Annotated in this window: 18 protein-coding genes; 10 read left to right on the forward strand and 8 right to left on the reverse strand. The window is 56.8% G+C overall.

Going from position 1 to position 14,442, the window contains the following annotated elements; all coding sequences use genetic code 11:
• Positions 1-412: 412 nt before the first annotated feature.
• Entirely contained in the window at positions 413-1,369 is a 957-nt protein-coding gene (locus FIV39_RS12585; RefSeq protein ID WP_090406622.1) for a tyrosine-type recombinase/integrase, read from the reverse strand.
• 285 nt (positions 1,370-1,654) lie between these two features.
• On the opposite strand from FIV39_RS12585, the gene FIV39_RS12595 reads away from it, so the two are divergent.
• Positions 1,655-2,095, forward strand: coding sequence for a hypothetical protein (locus FIV39_RS12595; protein WP_090406619.1), 441 nt, complete (start codon positions 1,655-1,657; stop codon positions 2,093-2,095).
• A 30-nt stretch (positions 2,096-2,125) separates the two neighbouring features.
• Here FIV39_RS12595 and FIV39_RS12600 read toward each other — a convergent pair whose 3' ends face one another.
• Positions 2,126-3,544 carry an MFS transporter gene (locus FIV39_RS12600; RefSeq protein WP_261384789.1) on the reverse strand — a complete coding sequence of 473 codons (1,419 nt, stop codon included), beginning with the start codon at positions 3,542-3,544 and terminating at the stop codon, positions 2,126-2,128.
• Between the two features lie 185 nt (positions 3,545-3,729).
• On the opposite strand from FIV39_RS12600, the gene FIV39_RS12605 reads away from it, so the two are divergent.
• The 7 genes from FIV39_RS12605 (at position 3,730) to FIV39_RS12635 (ending at position 8,934) form a co-directional block, all read left to right on the forward strand.
• A complete protein-coding gene (locus FIV39_RS12605) occupies positions 3,730-4,356 on the forward strand; it encodes a YajG family lipoprotein (protein WP_186731516.1) in 627 nt (208 codons plus the stop codon).
• Positions 4,357-4,466: 110 nt separating this feature from the next.
• On the forward strand, positions 4,467-4,892 hold the full coding sequence (locus tag FIV39_RS12610; RefSeq protein ID WP_090406616.1) for a GNAT family N-acetyltransferase: 426 nt from the start codon (positions 4,467-4,469) through the stop codon (positions 4,890-4,892).
• Between the two features lie 407 nt (positions 4,893-5,299).
• The gene (locus FIV39_RS12615; protein ID WP_033901741.1) at positions 5,300-6,016 is read left to right on the forward strand and encodes a DUF969 domain-containing protein; all 717 of its coding nucleotides are present in this window, start codon (positions 5,300-5,302) and stop codon (positions 6,014-6,016) included.
• On the forward strand, positions 6,013-6,963 hold the full coding sequence (locus tag FIV39_RS12620) for a DUF979 domain-containing protein (RefSeq protein ID WP_090406613.1): 951 nt from the start codon (positions 6,013-6,015) through the stop codon (positions 6,961-6,963). The genes FIV39_RS12615 and FIV39_RS12620 overlap by 4 nt, the downstream gene beginning before the upstream one ends.
• 7 nt (positions 6,964-6,970) lie before the next feature.
• Entirely contained in the window at positions 6,971-7,576 is a 606-nt protein-coding gene (gene pcp, locus FIV39_RS12625) for a pyroglutamyl-peptidase I (protein ID WP_090406610.1), read from the forward strand.
• A 63-nt stretch (positions 7,577-7,639) separates the two neighbouring features.
• Positions 7,640-8,086, forward strand: a complete 447-nt coding sequence (locus FIV39_RS12630) for an anti-virulence regulator CigR family protein (RefSeq protein ID WP_090406608.1) — start codon at positions 7,640-7,642, stop codon at positions 8,084-8,086.
• 170 nt (positions 8,087-8,256) lie between these two features.
• The gene (locus FIV39_RS12635) at positions 8,257-8,934 is read left to right on the forward strand and encodes an HAD-IA family hydrolase (RefSeq protein WP_090406605.1); all 678 of its coding nucleotides are present in this window, start codon (positions 8,257-8,259) and stop codon (positions 8,932-8,934) included.
• Between the two features lie 19 nt (positions 8,935-8,953).
• On the opposite strand, the gene FIV39_RS12640 is transcribed toward FIV39_RS12635, so the two are convergent.
• The 3 genes from FIV39_RS12640 to csrA all read right to left on the reverse strand — a co-directional run bounded on the left by FIV39_RS12640 (position 8,954) and on the right by csrA (position 10,004).
• Positions 8,954-9,250 carry a hypothetical protein gene (locus FIV39_RS12640; protein WP_090406602.1) on the reverse strand — a complete coding sequence of 99 codons (297 nt, stop codon included), beginning with the start codon at positions 9,248-9,250 and terminating at the stop codon, positions 8,954-8,956.
• A gap of 101 nt (positions 9,251-9,351) precedes the next feature.
• Positions 9,352-9,597, reverse strand: a complete 246-nt coding sequence (locus tag FIV39_RS12645; RefSeq protein WP_090406599.1) for a hypothetical protein — start codon at positions 9,595-9,597, stop codon at positions 9,352-9,354.
• A 212-nt stretch (positions 9,598-9,809) separates the two neighbouring features.
• Positions 9,810-10,004 (reverse strand): carbon storage regulator CsrA, encoded by a 195-nt coding sequence (csrA, locus tag FIV39_RS12650; RefSeq protein WP_003192511.1) that lies wholly within the window; start codon positions 10,002-10,004, stop codon positions 9,810-9,812.
• Positions 10,005-10,267: 263 nt separating this feature from the next.
• Here csrA and FIV39_RS12655 point away from each other — a divergent pair, with 263 nt between their 5' ends.
• Positions 10,268-10,633 carry an SPOR domain-containing protein gene (locus FIV39_RS12655; RefSeq protein ID WP_167361154.1) on the forward strand — a complete coding sequence of 122 codons (366 nt, stop codon included), beginning with the start codon at positions 10,268-10,270 and terminating at the stop codon, positions 10,631-10,633.
• A gap of 30 nt (positions 10,634-10,663) precedes the next feature.
• On the opposite strand, the gene FIV39_RS12660 is transcribed toward FIV39_RS12655, so the two are convergent.
• The 3 genes from FIV39_RS12660 to FIV39_RS12670 form a co-directional block, all read right to left on the reverse strand.
• Complete coding sequence (locus tag FIV39_RS12660) at positions 10,664-11,353, reverse strand: endonuclease (RefSeq protein ID WP_090406593.1); 690 nt, start codon at positions 11,351-11,353, stop codon at positions 10,664-10,666.
• 4 nt (positions 11,354-11,357) lie between these two features.
• Positions 11,358-11,609, reverse strand: a complete 252-nt coding sequence (locus FIV39_RS12665) for a DUF1654 domain-containing protein (protein WP_174562738.1) — start codon at positions 11,607-11,609, stop codon at positions 11,358-11,360.
• Between the two features lie 191 nt (positions 11,610-11,800).
• Entirely contained in the window at positions 11,801-12,889 is a 1,089-nt protein-coding gene (locus FIV39_RS12670) for an asparaginase (RefSeq protein ID WP_010209102.1), read from the reverse strand.
• A gap of 552 nt (positions 12,890-13,441) precedes the next feature.
• On the opposite strand from FIV39_RS12670, the gene FIV39_RS12675 reads away from it, so the two are divergent.
• Entirely contained in the window at positions 13,442-14,401 is a 960-nt protein-coding gene (locus FIV39_RS12675; protein ID WP_090406587.1) for a sugar ABC transporter substrate-binding protein, read from the forward strand.
• The last annotated feature ends 41 nt before the right edge of the window (positions 14,402-14,442 follow it).

The raw sequence follows: 14,442 nt of genomic DNA on the forward strand, positions 1-14,442 counted from the left end.
GAGGAAGCAATCTTTATGCTGGTATAAGCTATACTGGTTTTTCGAGGTAAAGGTCTACAAGGCGTGACTTAAATAGTTTAGAAAATTGCTTTCTATACCTATCTATACTCGTTTCTGAGAGAAAATAGGACAGCGCTTTTTAAAATAATTTGTAGTCCTCTACGTATATACTTGTTTTTGAGGGAAAAGGGGACAACGATTGCGAAAATAATTTCAGTTCCTATACGTATATACTTAAATCTAAGTGAAAACTCTACACGGATTCTCGAAAATAATGTCTATCCGTAACTCCCATGCACACCCATTCCTTTACTCGTTGCCACTGTAAGCCCCTATGAGGGGCTACAGGCTTACATGGCTATATGGGTGGCAGTCGATTGCCTATCGTTGTTCCTGTGCGCTCACAAGTGGCTTAATCAATGAGGTGAAGTACATCCTTCGCATTCAAATGTGAGTATCTAGCCACGGACCTAGTATCCCTATGTCCCGATACAATCATTATCTGAGCGTTGTTGAATCCTTTCTTGGCTACATTGGTTATACGTGTATGTCTTAACTGGTGAAGCCTGACGCTACAGTCAAGCCCTGCCTTGTTCCTTGCCAGCCTAACGGCCTGTGACACTGCATGAGGCGTCACAATAAACAGTCTCCCCCTATGTGCCTTGTTTGCTAGAGCCAGCCGCTGTGCTTCTTTCAGTAGCTCTATGGCACGCATGGTCAAGGGCACAGACCTAGTGCCGTTCTTACCATCCACTACATCCGCAATACGCTCATCCAGGTGAAGGCATTGGGTTGTGAGCTTGAGTATTTCTGAGCGTCTCATCGCTGTCTCATAGGCTAGTTCCACGATTAGGGCCATGGTGGGGGAGAGGTTGTTGAGCAACTGTCTAAGCTCGCCAGCACTGATTACCTTGTCGCTCGACTTGTCTGGCTTGGGTAGGGCTATGTCACTTACGGGGTTGTGTATGTCTATGAGCAGGCCACGCTTAGCGAACCTGAAGAAACGAGACATGAACGCTAGCTGTATGCGACAGGTCGCAGGCTTGACCGTTTGTAGACGCTTCAGCTTGAAGTCATTGACTAGCTGAGGGGTGATGTCATGGATTGACTGAGGGAAGGCAGCAAAGAGCTGGTCAACAATCTTGATTGCGTGGTCATAGCTACCCTTGCCCTTGAGCATGGTTTCGCAATAGGTCATGCCAAGGGTGTACAGGGTGTGCGTCTGATGCGTCTTGGTAACAGCCTCTAGCTGATCTGCCCATGCCTGGGCCAATGCTTGAGTGGGGAATGTTTTAGACTGCGGGGGGCTTCCTCTCAACCGAACCTGAGCGTTCCAGTTGCCAGAGGGAAGGGAGCGAATGTTAGCCATGATTGACGCCTCATAATGTGAATGGGCGTTCTCTTAGGGCTATAGGCTACGTGGCCTGGCGCCTGGCATGGTGGCTCTTGACATGGTGGGGGTCGTTGGTTCGAGTCCAATCGCGCCTACCAAACAAAATCCGCTCTGCTGGGCGGTCTGGAAGGGCTCATCGAAAGGTGGGCCCTTTTTTGTTCGTGCGATTTATTACTACCCGAAAACCTTCCCACCCCCGCCTAAAGTAATCGACACCCAGGCCGATAGAGATCGCAAATCTCTTACTCTCGGACACTTGGCATGCTTATCAACATCAGCACTACCGCCTCCGTAGCAAGCACCCCAAGCACTGTCAGCTCGACGTCTGCCGCGACCAAGGAAAGTACAAGCAGCGCAGGCGGCATGACCGTCAACATGCACGCTGATTCCAATGGTGCGGCAGGTGTAAGTGGCGGTGGCGGTGGCCAAGCCTCCTCGATCTCGAAGGAGTCCGATACCGTCAAAGAATTGAAGAAGCAGATCGAGCAGTTGCAAAAGCAGCTTCAAGCGCAGCAGCAAGCCTTGCAGAAAGCTCAGTCCAGCAACCAGAATGCAGAAGCCAAAGCGGCGGCAGTAGCGGCGGCGCAGATGCAGATCGCCGGCACTGCGGCGGCGTTGCAGACAGTGACTTCCGCGCTGTTGCAGGCGGTCACCGATGAGGGCAACAGCACGTCGGGTTCGATGGTCAGTACCACCGCCTGATACTGGCAACAGTGTGTTGAGTCGCAGCCTTCACTGTCGATTCAACACACTTTCTCCCGCTCCCACCCTCAAGCGATATACATCTACCAGCGCCCACGCTCCCAGCAGCGCCACGCCGACGAACGCCACGCGAAAATCCCCGACCTGTGCCTGCATCTCATGCCCCTGCAGGGTCATGGATGCCCGTAGCAGCAGCGCCGCCACCGTTACGCCCATCCCCATGGCCAGCTGGAATGACATGCTGAACAGCGCCGACGCCTCACTCATGCGCGGCTTGGGCACATCCGCGAAGCCGATCGAGTTGTAGCAGGTGAACTGCATGGAGCGGGACAGCCCTCCCGCAAACAACACTGCCACGATCAGTGCAAATGGGGTCTGCGTCGTGAAAAACGCGCAAGCGGCTATCGACATCACGCCGATCACCCCATTTACCAGCAAGACTTGGCGAAACCCATAGCGGCGCATGATGGCCGTGGTAAACGGCTTCATCGCCAAGTTGCCAGCGAATACCGCCAGCACCAGCAAGCCTGCATCCACCGGGGATAAACCAAAGGCGACTTGAAACAGCAGCGGCAGCAGGAACGGCAGGGCGCTGATGGCCAGGCGAAACAGCGACCCGCCATAGATGCTCACGCGAAATGTATGGATGGACAGGGTCTCCAGCGGCAATAACGGATCCCTGGAATGGCAGCAATGGTGCACGGCCCACACCGCCAGCGCGATGCCTGCCGCGACCAGCATGGCGCCTGGGATAAGGCGTTCACCGGTTTGGTTGCCCAGCCATTCCAGCCCGCCCAGCAGCGCCACACAGGCGCCTGCCAGCAATACAAAACCCTTGGCATCGAACGTGCGCACGCTGGCTTCACGGCCTTCCGGAACCAACCACAGTGCGGCGGCCAATGCCAACGCACCCAACGGCAGATTCACGTAGAAGATCCATGGCCACGATGCATGCGTCACGATCAACCCGCCGGCCAACGGTCCTAAAATCGGTGCGACCAGGCCCGGCCAGGTAATGATCGCGATCATTTTCACCAGGTCTTTCTTATCCGTATTGCGTAACACCGCCAAGCGTCCCACGGGCACCATCAATGCGCCGCCGATGCCTTGCAGGATTCGGGCGAACACGAACATCTCAATACTTTGGCTCAGCCCGCAGAGCAGTGAGGCGAGGGTGAAGACGATGATTGCGCCAGCGAATACCCGGCGCGCACCAAAGCGGTCGGCGACCCAACTGGACAGCGGTATGAAGATCGCCACGGCGAGGATATAGGCGGTGATGCCGATGTTCATGTCGACCGGTGTCACCCCGAAGGCGGTCGCCATGGTCGGCAGTGCGGTGGCGATTACCGTGGCGTCAAGGTTCTCCATGAAGAAAGTTACGGCGACCACCAGGGCGATCAGGTGGGTTCGCGTGCTGAGGGCGGTGGCTGGAGTGGATGATGTCACCGGTGCTGTCCCTTGTTCGATGATGGTCGCTCGGGTTAACGATACCGGCTCAGGCTTGGATGCACACGTGACGATAGTCGCGGTTTCCAGAGTCGGTCAAAAGGTGTCTAAGTGCCATCATCTAGGTACAATCGTTTTCGATCGATTTCCGGTCAAGCCAATGATGGCGAGAGGGAGTGGTAGGTATGAGCGTTCGTTTAGCTGTGGGAATTGCGGCATTGATGGTGTTGGCGGGATGTGCCACCAGTCGGTCCGAGATCGATGTCAATGTTGCGCCGTTGAGTAACGTGCAAGCCACTGCCAGCAATGGCAAGAAAGTGCTGATCAGTACAGTGGACGAACGCATCTTTCAAATCGACCCTCGTAGTCCGGACATTCCTTCGCTGAAGAATAACGAAGTCACGGACAAAACCATCACCGAACGCGCCATTGCCCGTAAGCGTAACGGTTATGGCATGGCGCTGGGCGATGTGTTGCTCCCGTCGGGCCGCACACTTTCCCAATTGGTCAATGAGTCGGTAGCCTCGGCATATAAGCAGGCGGGTTATGAGGTCGTAAGCGAGCCAAGTGCTGCTGATGCGGCGATGGTGAAGGTTCATATCGTCGAGTTCTGGTCTTGGTTCACTCCCGGATTTTTCTCCGTTGACGTCACTAGCAAGTCCCTTCTGCGCATCGAAACTCCGGGCGCAAAGGCGATGAATGTAGTCACGCGTCAAAGCGAAAGCATGCAGGCGGTGACGGAAAGCGATTGGAAGAAAATTACCGAGGCAGGTCTGCAGGAAGTGTCGCGGGAGACATTCAAGCAGCTTTGACGCCAACCGATCTGGCGTGAGTGAATCTCTGGGGTCAACCAATGGGTTGGCCCTTTTTGCATTCATGAAGCAATAGTGAGCGGCTTTTCAAACCAACACAGAGCGCTGCAATGGAGATGGCAATGGAAGTGTCTTACAACGTGTCTGAGGAAGAGCGCCAGGCAATTCTCAAACCATTGAGAGCCTATAACCTGAGTCATACCGGTGAAATGGCGTTCGAAACGGTCGGAATTTTACTGCGCGACCCCGTGACTCAAGAAGTGGTCGGCGGTCTCTACGGGAAAATTTCCTATGGATGGATGTTCATAGAGCTCTTGAGTATCCCTGATTCGATGCGCGCCCAAGGCACGGGCACTCGCTTGATGCTGTCTGCTGAAGAGGCGGCCCTGCGTAAGGGGTGTACGGGTATCTGGCTGGACACGTTCAGCTTTCAGGCGCCTGGGTTTTATCGCAAGTTAGGCTTCAGTGAATTTGGCCATATGGCCGATTACCCGCCAGGTCATCAACGCTACTTTTTCCAGAAGCGCCTGGGATGACGTGCTGGCGTTATCCCAGGCGGGGTGCCTTACTTGGCCTTGGTGCTCTTGATGTCACTGATCATCTGTTTAGCAATCGCCTGAACTTGTTTTGGCGCTGAACACCACCGCAGTGGCGGGGACACTTGATAAACAGGCGGCGCTACGATGCGCGAATCCCTTACAGCCTGTCTGCAACTTGTTACCCACACAGCCCTCCATTACCCACAAAATTTATTGGTTTGCAGCAACAATTTTTCTTGTTGGACACCTCCCTCTCCCAGGCAGCACAGTTGCCGCCACTGACGCTCGCCCTGACGGGTCAACAATAAAAAACCGAGCCGACTGCACGCCACTTCCTGCTGTGAACCCTTTGTTCACATCCTGCTGTAATGGCGCCGCAGCGCGCACTTAAGGACCTCTCCGCCATGCAAACTGTTGTGAACTTATGGCCGTTGATCGGCGTACTTGTGATCGTGGTTGGCTTTGTTTTGCGTTTCAATCCGCTGTTGGTGGTCACCGCCGCGGCTATCGCCACTGGGCTCGCAGCCCACTTCCCGCTGGAGAAAATCCTCGCCACTATGGGTGATGGTTTCCTACAGACTCGTGCCCTGCAATTGATCCTGTTGTTGCCCCTCGCAGTCATCGGTTTGCTGGAGCGCCACGGCTTGCGCCTGCACGCGCAGAACTGGATTGCGCGGTTTGAGCGCGCCACGGTAGGGCGTTTGCTGATCATCTATCTATTTGTACGTGAGTCCACCGCAGCCATGGGCTTGACCAGTCTCGGCGGTCACCCGCAAATGGTGCGCCCACTGCTGGCACCGATGGCCGAAGGCGCGGCGGAAAAGCGCTACGGCAAACTGCCGGACAAACTGCGTCACAAGGTGTTGGCCATGTGCGCTGCCACCGATAACGTCGGCCTGTTTTTTGGTGAAGACATCTTCGTCGCCTTTGGTGCGATTGCGTTGATGCACACCTTTCTATTGGGCTCGGGGATTGATGTGGAGCCGCTGCACATCGCGGTGTGGGGCATTCCTACGGCGATTTGCGCCTTTATCATTCACGCGATCCGACTTCATCGGTTTGACCGAAGACTGACCCGCGAGATGACGCCCGCCGCGACCCCAGTGGAGGCCGCGCAATGATCATCTCCATCCAATACCTGTACTGGCTCGCCGGGGCCCTGCTGCTGATTACCGCCGGCATGATTCTGTTGGATCGAACCCACCCCAAGCGCTGGTCCAGTGCGCTGTTCTGGCTGCTGTTTGCCATCCCGTTCCTGGTGGGCGAGCGCCTGCCCTCGGTAGTTGTCGGTGCGGGTGTGGTGGTGATGGCGCTGATCGCCGGTTTGGGCGGCGTTGGCCGTGGCACCCATGCTGAGTTGCATGACAAGGCTTCGCGCGCCAGTGCTGGTCGCCTCGGGCACAAGCTGTTTATCCCGGCGCTGGCGATCCCGCTGACCACCGTGATCGGTTCGGTCTTGCTCAAGCACACCGAGATTGGCGGCGTACCGCTGCTGGACCCGAAAAACACCACCTTCGTGTCTCTCGGCATCGGCTGCCTGATCGCCCTCGGCCTGGCTTGCTGGCTGACCCGCGATACGCCGGTGCAGGCCTTGCGCGAATCCCGGCGTCTCACCGAGGCCTTGGGCTGGGCCATGGTGCTGCCGCAGATGCTGGCGATGCTTGGCCTGCTGTTCAATGAGGCAGGTGTCGGCACGGCCGTCGCACACGTCACCACCACCTACATCAACCTGGATTTCAAGTTGGTGGCGGTCATGGTGTACGTGTTGGGCATGGCCTTGTTTACGGTGATCATGGGCAACGGCTTCGCGGCGTTCCCGGTGATGACTGGGGGCGTCGGCGTGCCGGTGCTGGTGGGTATCTATGGCGGTAACCCGGCGGTAATGGCGGCCATCGGTATGTTCTCTGGCTATTGCGGCACGCTGATGACGCCAATGGCTGCCAACTTCAATATCGTGCCGGCAGCGTTACTGGAGTTGCCGGACAAGAACGCGGTGATCAAGGCGCAACTGCCGACCGCGTTGATGATGCTGGTGGTCAATATTGTCCTGCTTTACCTGTTGATGTGAGGCCAAGATGCGAACTGTATTGCTGACGGGGTTCGAGCCCTTTGATCAAGATGTGGTGAACCCATCCTGGGAAGCCGTGCGCCAACTGGACGGCATGCAGCTCGACGACGATGTGCGGATTGTTGCGCGTCGGTTGCCCTGTGCGTTTGCCACGGCGAGTGAGTGCTTGCTCCAACTGATCAGTGAACTACGCCCGGCGATGGTCATCGCCACTGGGTTGGCCCCTGGGCGTAGCGAAATTTCTATTGAGCGGGTGGCGATCAACGTCAACGATGCGCGCATCCCCGATAATCTGGGGGAGCAGCCCATCGATACGGAAGTAGTGGTCGGCGGCCCTGCGGCGTATTTCTCGACGCTGCCGATCAAGGCCATGGCCAGAGCGGTGCGCGAGGCGGGGATTGCGGTGGCGGTGTCGCAGACGGCCGGTACCTTCGTGTGCAACCAGGTGTTCTACCGCTTGCAGCACGAACTCGCGGGCTCGGGCGTACGCAGTGGTTTTATCCACGTGTCGAGCCAGCTTGGAGAGGGCCTGGTCGATGGGCTGCGCATCGCTGTTTCGACGGCCTGGAATACCCCGGTGGACGTGGTGGAAGTGGGTGGCCAGGTGAGTTGACTCCGCACATGGTGCGGTAACTTCGACTACAGTTCTGCTACATTCCTGACCTGGATAATCGCCATGATCAAGTGCCCGAAATTCGTGTCTGTTGCACTATCGCTTGTATTGTTTGCCGGTAGCGGTATGGCCCTGGCTGATCCAGGCAATGGCAAGGGGCAAGGGAACAATAAAGGTAATGGTCAAGGCGGGCAGGGGCATGACAAGCCCAAAGGCAAAGGTGCGTCAGGCAGTCACGGCCCCAGCGTCGACCGTGGCAGCGTGCTGAATGTATTGGGCGGTTATCGCGACTACTGGAGTCCAGGGCCGGCCTTGCCGCCTGGTATCCAGAAGAACCTGGCACGCGGCAAGCCGCTGCCGCCGGGCATTGCCAAGAAACTGGACGGCCGTTTGTTGGGCCGCTTGCCCCATTACGATGGGTACGAGTGGCAGCAGGCGGGCACCGACTTGATATTGGTGGCCATTGCAACGGGCATCATCTACGAAGTCCTCAATGGCGCCCTCGATTGAGCTGACGGTGCGTTGCGCCTCCGTTCGAGCAGGGGCAATTACCTCGATCACCCGCATGGCGCTCGACGTCGCCATGTTATTGCCGGCGTCGGTGGCGTTTACAAGCAGCCGGGTGATCCGTAGATTGCATCGCGCCGATTATTCGTTTCAGCCCACGAGGAAACCCCGCAGTGTCCATCCGAGGTTCAGCCGTATTTGCCCGCCCTTACCGCGCCTTTCTGTTCGACATGGACGGGACGCTGCTCAATTCGATTGCCGCCGCCGAGCGGGTGTGGAGTATCTGGGCTGAGCGCCATGGGCTGGAGGTGGCGACGTTTCTGACCACCATTCATGGCGCCAGGGCGATCGACACCATCACGCGCCAAGCATTGCCCGGCGTCGACCCAGAGATTGAAGCGCAGTGGATTGCCGAGGCTGAAATCAATGATGTGGAGGGCGTCGTTGCAATTTCCGGTGCCGTCGAATTTCTGAACCGCTTGCCTGGTGAGCAGTGGGCGCTGGTCACCTCTGCACCCAGGGAGCTGGCGTTGCGTCGACTGCAAGCGGCAGGGATTACACCGCCAGCGGTGCTGGTCACGGCTGAAGACGTGGCCATCGGCAAGCCTGACCCTGCCTGTTATCAGCTCGGTGCACAGCGCCTGGGTGTGTCGGTGCAGGACTGCCTGGTGTTTGAGGATGCGACGGTGGGTATTCGTGCGGGGGAGGCGGCTGGAGCGGATGTGATGGTCGTGACCTCGACGCACCTCAAGCCCATGGTGACCGCGCATCCTTCGGTTGATGGGTATGAACAGCTACAGGTGCAACGCAACGCAGAGGGCTTGTTGTACCTGGAGAGTGTGGCGGGCTGACACAGGCAAGCCGAGCCCGCTACCGGTCTCGGCCTGCTTGGCGGGCGGCTGGGTAAGGCGGCGCCTGCATTCGATCACTGCGCATGCCTTGGCGTGACAGCACCATCTCCCTGAGAATCTCGTTCGCAAGCCGGGCAATCGCTTCGGCACCGCGATAATGCGCCCGCACGATTCCGGTGATTGCGAAATGGTCGGTTTCCGGACCGCTGAGCACGGCCGAGAGCGTGCCGTCGGCGTGCAGCGTACACGTGACTGTATAGCTGGGCAGGCGGGCCGCCAATTCAGATTCGATTTGGGTTTTAGTGAGCGTATCCATCTGTACCGGCACCTTCTTACTGACTGTGCAAACACACCCAAGAATAGGTCTTGCTGCGACGCTGTAAATACCGGCGATCTGATAGTGAACCAGGGGGGGCTTCAGCGTGCGGTGTTGCGGACGTTTCGCTGGCACAGCTTACGCTGCACGGCTATCTGGATGGGCTTGAGGCAGAACATGAACAGGTAGCCACATAGCAGCAGTACCAGGTCCAGCCGCGAACGGGGGGCGTCTGTGCCTTCTATTTCAATCTTCAGTCCATATTCCAAACCGACAAAGACCAGCCCTATCAGCAGGGCGATCATCCAGGATCTGGAAAAAAATGGCTGGGCATTGCCAGGCATCATCGTCGTGCTCCCAAGCGCACACGGATGGCGGGATATCAGTCAGAGGATTCGGTTGCAGATTATGTAAGAAGTTCCAGGCGTGAAGATAGTTTCATCTTGATGCATGGATGAGCGTGCGGCAAAAAACGGTTCGCGAAACAAAGACAAAAGCAGACCGAAGAGGTTTTCGCCAGCCGTTACAGTGAACGAAAGGGCTGGCTACTGAAGGCGCTTCAAGGCGTCTGGTTTTTGTCCGGAGCGGTCAGGCCGGCCTGGATGCGTTGGTAAATCTCCTCGCGATGCACGGCAACATCCTTAGGTGCGTTGATGCCGATTCGTACTTGCTGGCCGCTGACGCCCAGGATGGTGATCGTAATGTCATCACCGATGTTTATGCTTTCACCAACTTTGCGGGTGAGTATAAGCATGGACTTCTCCTTGATTACTTTTAAGGACACATGTTTCAGACAGGGCAGGTGTCGTATGTGTGTAGCTTACTGCTAAGCGCGTCCCTGTGACTGCCTCTTTTAGGACGCATAGAGGCGACATTAATTCCCATGGCGGCATCATACAGGTCTGGGATACATCATTCGCATTGTTTAAGCCAACGTTTATGACGGCCAGAATAGACAGTGAATGATAAAGTCGCCTCTTTATCCGTTGAAGGAGCAGGGCAGTGCGTAAAGTAGCGATGGCAATGGCGGTGTTGGCATTGGCCGGTTGCGGTGAAGGCAAAAGCGTCGATGCCCCCAAGGCCAAGCCTGCCGTGACCGAAAGCCAGCCACAAACCGGCGCGATTGCCGCCCAGGAATGGGACCTGCGAGTAGGACCGCCGGACCACAAGCTGCAGGCAATCACGGACCTGACCGCCTGGTTGCTCGAACACGGGTTCAATTTTTATATCGTGAAGGTCGATGGCAAGGACGAAGTGCTGCTGGGGCCATTTGCAACCAGGGCCGAGGCCGAAGCCAAGCAGACACTGCTCAACGAGAAGATGGCGCGGGCCAAGAAAAGCGACACGGTGTCCGAGATCATCGAGCACAAGGCCGCGCAGTAACGGCTGATTGGGCGGCAGTGCCGCCCATGTTCAACCGCAGGCTTTCAGGTTTACCGGGCCGACAAACTCATTGCCACGGCCCATCACGCACGCCACTGTCTGGTTACGCTGGCGCTCCCAGGCTTGTACTGGATAAGTCTTGTTCCAGGCTTCGTACAGCTGGCGATCCTGTTTCGACAGGCGCAAGCCGTACTGCTTGCTCATGTAGAAATAAGTGCGTGCGATCATTCCGCGAATGGACGGGCGCGGCATGACCTTCTTGGCCTTGAAGTCCACCTGGGTCAGGCATGAACCGTACTGCCCGCTTTGCACCGGCAGCCAGCCAAAACTGAAGTTGCTTCGATCTCCGTTGACCTCGCCGATGCTCGGCACCAGGTTGTGCAAATCCGCTTCGGCACGCTTGAACACGTCGTCATGGCGCGTACAGTTCTTGCGTCCACCGTTCTGCCAGCACTGGCGCTGATGTCCGATCTGCCAGGCCGGAACAATGTGCTCCCACTCGATGCGCGCCGCACGGTTGGCGTTTTTGCGCGGGATGTAGCCGCAGGCTTTCAGGTCAACACGATTGCCGGTGTATTTGCAGCCGCAATAGAACTCGGTGGACTGTGGCGCGTAGAGCGTCCAGGCGACTTTCTTGGCTTCGCTGAAGGTTCGGGGTGCCTGGGCATGGGCAGTCACGGCAAAAAGCAGGCAACACACAGCAATAAAACGGGCACTCATTGAATCAATCTTCCTTCGGCACAACCCAGAAAATCTGCACGCCGCCGTCATCCCGGTAGGCGAGGGTGACGTTGTCGTTCTCCGCGATTTCCTCCAGCAAGCGCTGCCACTCGTCTTCCGGCTCGTCCGGCAAGCGGAAGATCAAGGCTGCCTTGGCTTTTTGGGCGTTGGTGGAGTTGATGATCTTTTGCACACGAATGGCCAGGCGTTCGTAGGCATCAGGTGGGGTTAGCGCTGCGGAAGAGGACTTTGCCACGGAGTGATCCTTAGTAAGCTGTACGTGCATACAGTATTTAACTGTGGGCAATTTCGCAACCGCTTAAAATTCAATAAGTTCGTCTGACAGCTGTTTAGATGATTTGGTGTAAGGCGGGGAGGTGTTTGTTGCGGGATTTGCAGATGAGGTAGAGGCGGGTAAACCCGCCTCTACAGCGATGTCATCAGGAATCAATATTCCCAGAACATCCGTTGCAGTTCTTTGCTGTCCTGGGTCTTGGTCAGGGCAACCATTGCCAGAATCCGTGCTTTCTGCGGGTTCAGGTCAAGGGCGGCGACCCAGTCGTACTTGTCGTCTGGCTGTTCGGCATTACGCAGCACCATGCCCCCGGCATTTACATGGGAAGAACGGATGATCTGCACACCTTGCTTGCGCAACTCCACCAGCGCAGGGACCACTTTGGACGACACCGAACCATTGCCGGTGCCGGCGTGGATGATGGCTTTGGCGCCAGCCTGGGCCAGTGCCTTGTAGGCTGTGTCGCTCACGTTGCCGTAGCCGTAGGCGATTTCAACATCGGGCAAGCTCTTGATGTTCTTGATATCGAATTCCGAGTCCATGGTGTGACGCTTGGCCGGCAGGCGGAACCAGTAGGACTTGCCTTCAACGACCATGCCCAGCGGGCCCCATGGGCTCTTGAACGCTTCGGTCTTGATATTGATCATTTTGCTGACGTCGCGACCCGATTGGATCTCGTCGTTCATGGTCACCAGTACGCCTTTGCCACGTGCATCCTTGCTGCCGGCCACGGCCACGGCGTTGTACAGGTTGAGCATGCCGTCAGCCGACATGGCGGTGCCTGGGCGCATGGAGCCGACCACCACGATAGGCTTGTCGGTTTTTTCCACCAGGTTCAGGAAGTAGGCGGTCTCTTCCAGGGTGTCGGTACCGTGGGTGATCACGATGCCGTCGACGTCCTTGCTGTCGGCCAGTTCGGCGACGCGACGGCCCAGTTGCAGCAGGTTCTCGTTGTTGATGCTTTCGGACGCAATTTGCATCACTTGCTCGCCGCGCACATTCGCGATCTGGCTAAGCTCAGGAACACCGGCGATCAATTGCTCGATGCCAACTTTGGCTGCCTGGTAGGTCGCGCTGTTGGCTGCGCTGGCGCCAGCGCCGGCAATGGTACCGCCGGTGGCAAGGATCACCACGTTGGACAGCTTGGTCTTGGATTCGACTTCCTTTGCCTGAGCGGCAACAGGGAACAGCAGCAGAAGGGCTAACGCGCCCGGAACAAAGTTCTTCAATGCAGATTTCATTATTTTTCTCTCTGGTTTTTGATGAGTGCTGTAGCAAGTTCATCTAGAGCGCCCGGGCGGTTCTGAACGCCACGGGGTGCTGGGTAAGAGCAGGATTTGTACCAAGCCGATTGTGTGCGTTTATATAAATTAAACTATTGATTTATAACAAAAAATATCGTGACTTTTTGCGCGTCGCGTCGTACCGCTGTCCGGCTTTCCGAACAAGCTGCGGCATCGCGTTCGGTTGTCCGAAAATGATCACGGAAAAACCTGAGCGATACGCCGAAGCCTGTCGTTTCAGAGAACGAACCGGTGGGGGATATGTTTAGCGACGTCATTCACAAGGCAGAAGGGCAGGGGCTAGAGGCCTTGCATGAAAGGCGGTGTTCTACCGTTGACAAATCTCGACAAGGTTCTCATAGTTTGAATAACGCAAACGTTTGCGAGATGTTTCATGGGGCGCTCACTGAGTCTCCTGTCAGCTCGTATCAGCCACCCGGGTGGGAGGGCCGCCGAAGTACACTTCGGTGCAAGCGTTGCTCACAATAATCATAAGATCGGAGTGAACCCATGAAGCTGCCATTCGCTGGACGTCTTCTTGCTGTCGCTGTGCTTGCTGCCGCATCCGCCGCCTTACCTTTTTCCTCTGCATTCGCTGATGACGCAGCCGCCAAACCCAAGGTCGGCCTCGTGATGAAGTCCCTTGCCAATGAATTCTTCGTCACCATGCAGGACGGTGCCAAGGCGTATCAGAAAGACCACACCGCTGATTTCGACATGATCACCAACGGTATCAAGAACGAAACCGATACCAGCGCGCAGATCGACATCGTCAATCAAATGATCCTCGCTAAGGTCAACGCCATCGTCATCGCGCCTGCCGACTCCAAGGCGCTGGTCACCGTGCTGAAGAAAGCCTCCGACGCCGGTATCAAGATCGTCAACATCGACAACCGCCTCGACCCTGACGTTCTGAAAAGCAAAAAACTCGATATTCCCTTCGTCGGTCCCGACAATCGCAAAGGTTCCAAGCTGGTCGGCGACTACCTGGCCAAGCAACTGGCGGCAGGCGACAAGGTCGGCATCATCGAAGGCGTACCGACCACCACCAATGCCCAGCAACGCACCGCAGGCTACAAGGATGCGATGGACGCTGCGGGCATGAAGATCGTTTCCATCCAATCCGGCAACTGGGAAATTGACCAGGGCCAGAAAGTGGCCTCGGCCATGTTGAGTGAATACCCGGACCTCAAGGCTCTGTTGGCCGGTAACGACAACATGGCCCTGGGCGCTGTTTCCGCCGTACGCGCGGCTGGCAAGGCCGGCAAGGTGCTGGTGGTGGGTTACGACAACATCGAAGCCATCAAGCCGATGCTGCAGGACGGTCGCGTCCTGGCGACTGCCGACCAGGCGGCCGCGCAGCAGGCTGTGTTCGGTATCCAGAACGCGCTCAAGCTGGTCAAGGGTGAGAAAGTCGATGCCAAAGATGGCGTGATCGAAACTCCGGTCGAACTCGTCCTCAAAAAGTAATCCTGGCGGCACCCAACAGCGTCCGCTCGTCCTGAGCGGAC

The organism is Pseudomonas grimontii (assembly GCF_007858185.1).
Lineage (GTDB): Bacteria > Pseudomonadota > Gammaproteobacteria > Pseudomonadales > Pseudomonadaceae > Aquipseudomonas > Aquipseudomonas grimontii.

Bases quoted from the DNA above. Each gene is read 5' to 3' on its own strand.
- FIV39_RS12585 (WP_090406622.1), bottom strand. From the start codon at position 1,369: ATGGCTAACATTCGCTCCCTTCCCTCTGGCAACTGGAACGCTCAGGTT.
- FIV39_RS12595 (WP_090406619.1), top strand. From the start codon at position 1,655: ATGCTTATCAACATCAGCACTACCGCCTCCGTAGCAAGCACCCCAAGC.
- FIV39_RS12605 (WP_186731516.1), top strand. From the start codon at position 3,730: ATGAGCGTTCGTTTAGCTGTGGGAATTGCGGCATTGATGGTGTTGGCG.
- FIV39_RS12610 (WP_090406616.1), top strand. From the start codon at position 4,467: ATGGAGATGGCAATGGAAGTGTCTTACAACGTGTCTGAGGAAGAGCGC.
- FIV39_RS12615 (WP_033901741.1), top strand. From the start codon at position 5,300: ATGCAAACTGTTGTGAACTTATGGCCGTTGATCGGCGTACTTGTGATC.
- FIV39_RS12620 (WP_090406613.1), top strand. From the start codon at position 6,013: ATGATCATCTCCATCCAATACCTGTACTGGCTCGCCGGGGCCCTGCTG.
- pcp (WP_090406610.1), top strand. From the start codon at position 6,971: ATGCGAACTGTATTGCTGACGGGGTTCGAGCCCTTTGATCAAGATGTG.
- FIV39_RS12630 (WP_090406608.1), top strand. From the start codon at position 7,640: ATGATCAAGTGCCCGAAATTCGTGTCTGTTGCACTATCGCTTGTATTG.
- FIV39_RS12640 (WP_090406602.1), bottom strand. From the start codon at position 9,250: ATGGATACGCTCACTAAAACCCAAATCGAATCTGAATTGGCGGCCCGC.
- FIV39_RS12645 (WP_090406599.1), bottom strand. From the start codon at position 9,597: ATGATGCCTGGCAATGCCCAGCCATTTTTTTCCAGATCCTGGATGATC.
- csrA (WP_003192511.1), bottom strand. From the start codon at position 10,004: ATGCTTATACTCACCCGCAAAGTTGGTGAAAGCATAAACATCGGTGAT.
- FIV39_RS12655 (WP_167361154.1), top strand. From the start codon at position 10,268: ATGGCAATGGCGGTGTTGGCATTGGCCGGTTGCGGTGAAGGCAAAAGC.
- FIV39_RS12660 (WP_090406593.1), bottom strand. From the start codon at position 11,353: ATGAGTGCCCGTTTTATTGCTGTGTGTTGCCTGCTTTTTGCCGTGACT.
- FIV39_RS12670 (WP_010209102.1), bottom strand. From the start codon at position 12,889: ATGAAATCTGCATTGAAGAACTTTGTTCCGGGCGCGTTAGCCCTTCTG.
- FIV39_RS12675 (WP_090406587.1), top strand. From the start codon at position 13,442: ATGAAGCTGCCATTCGCTGGACGTCTTCTTGCTGTCGCTGTGCTTGCT.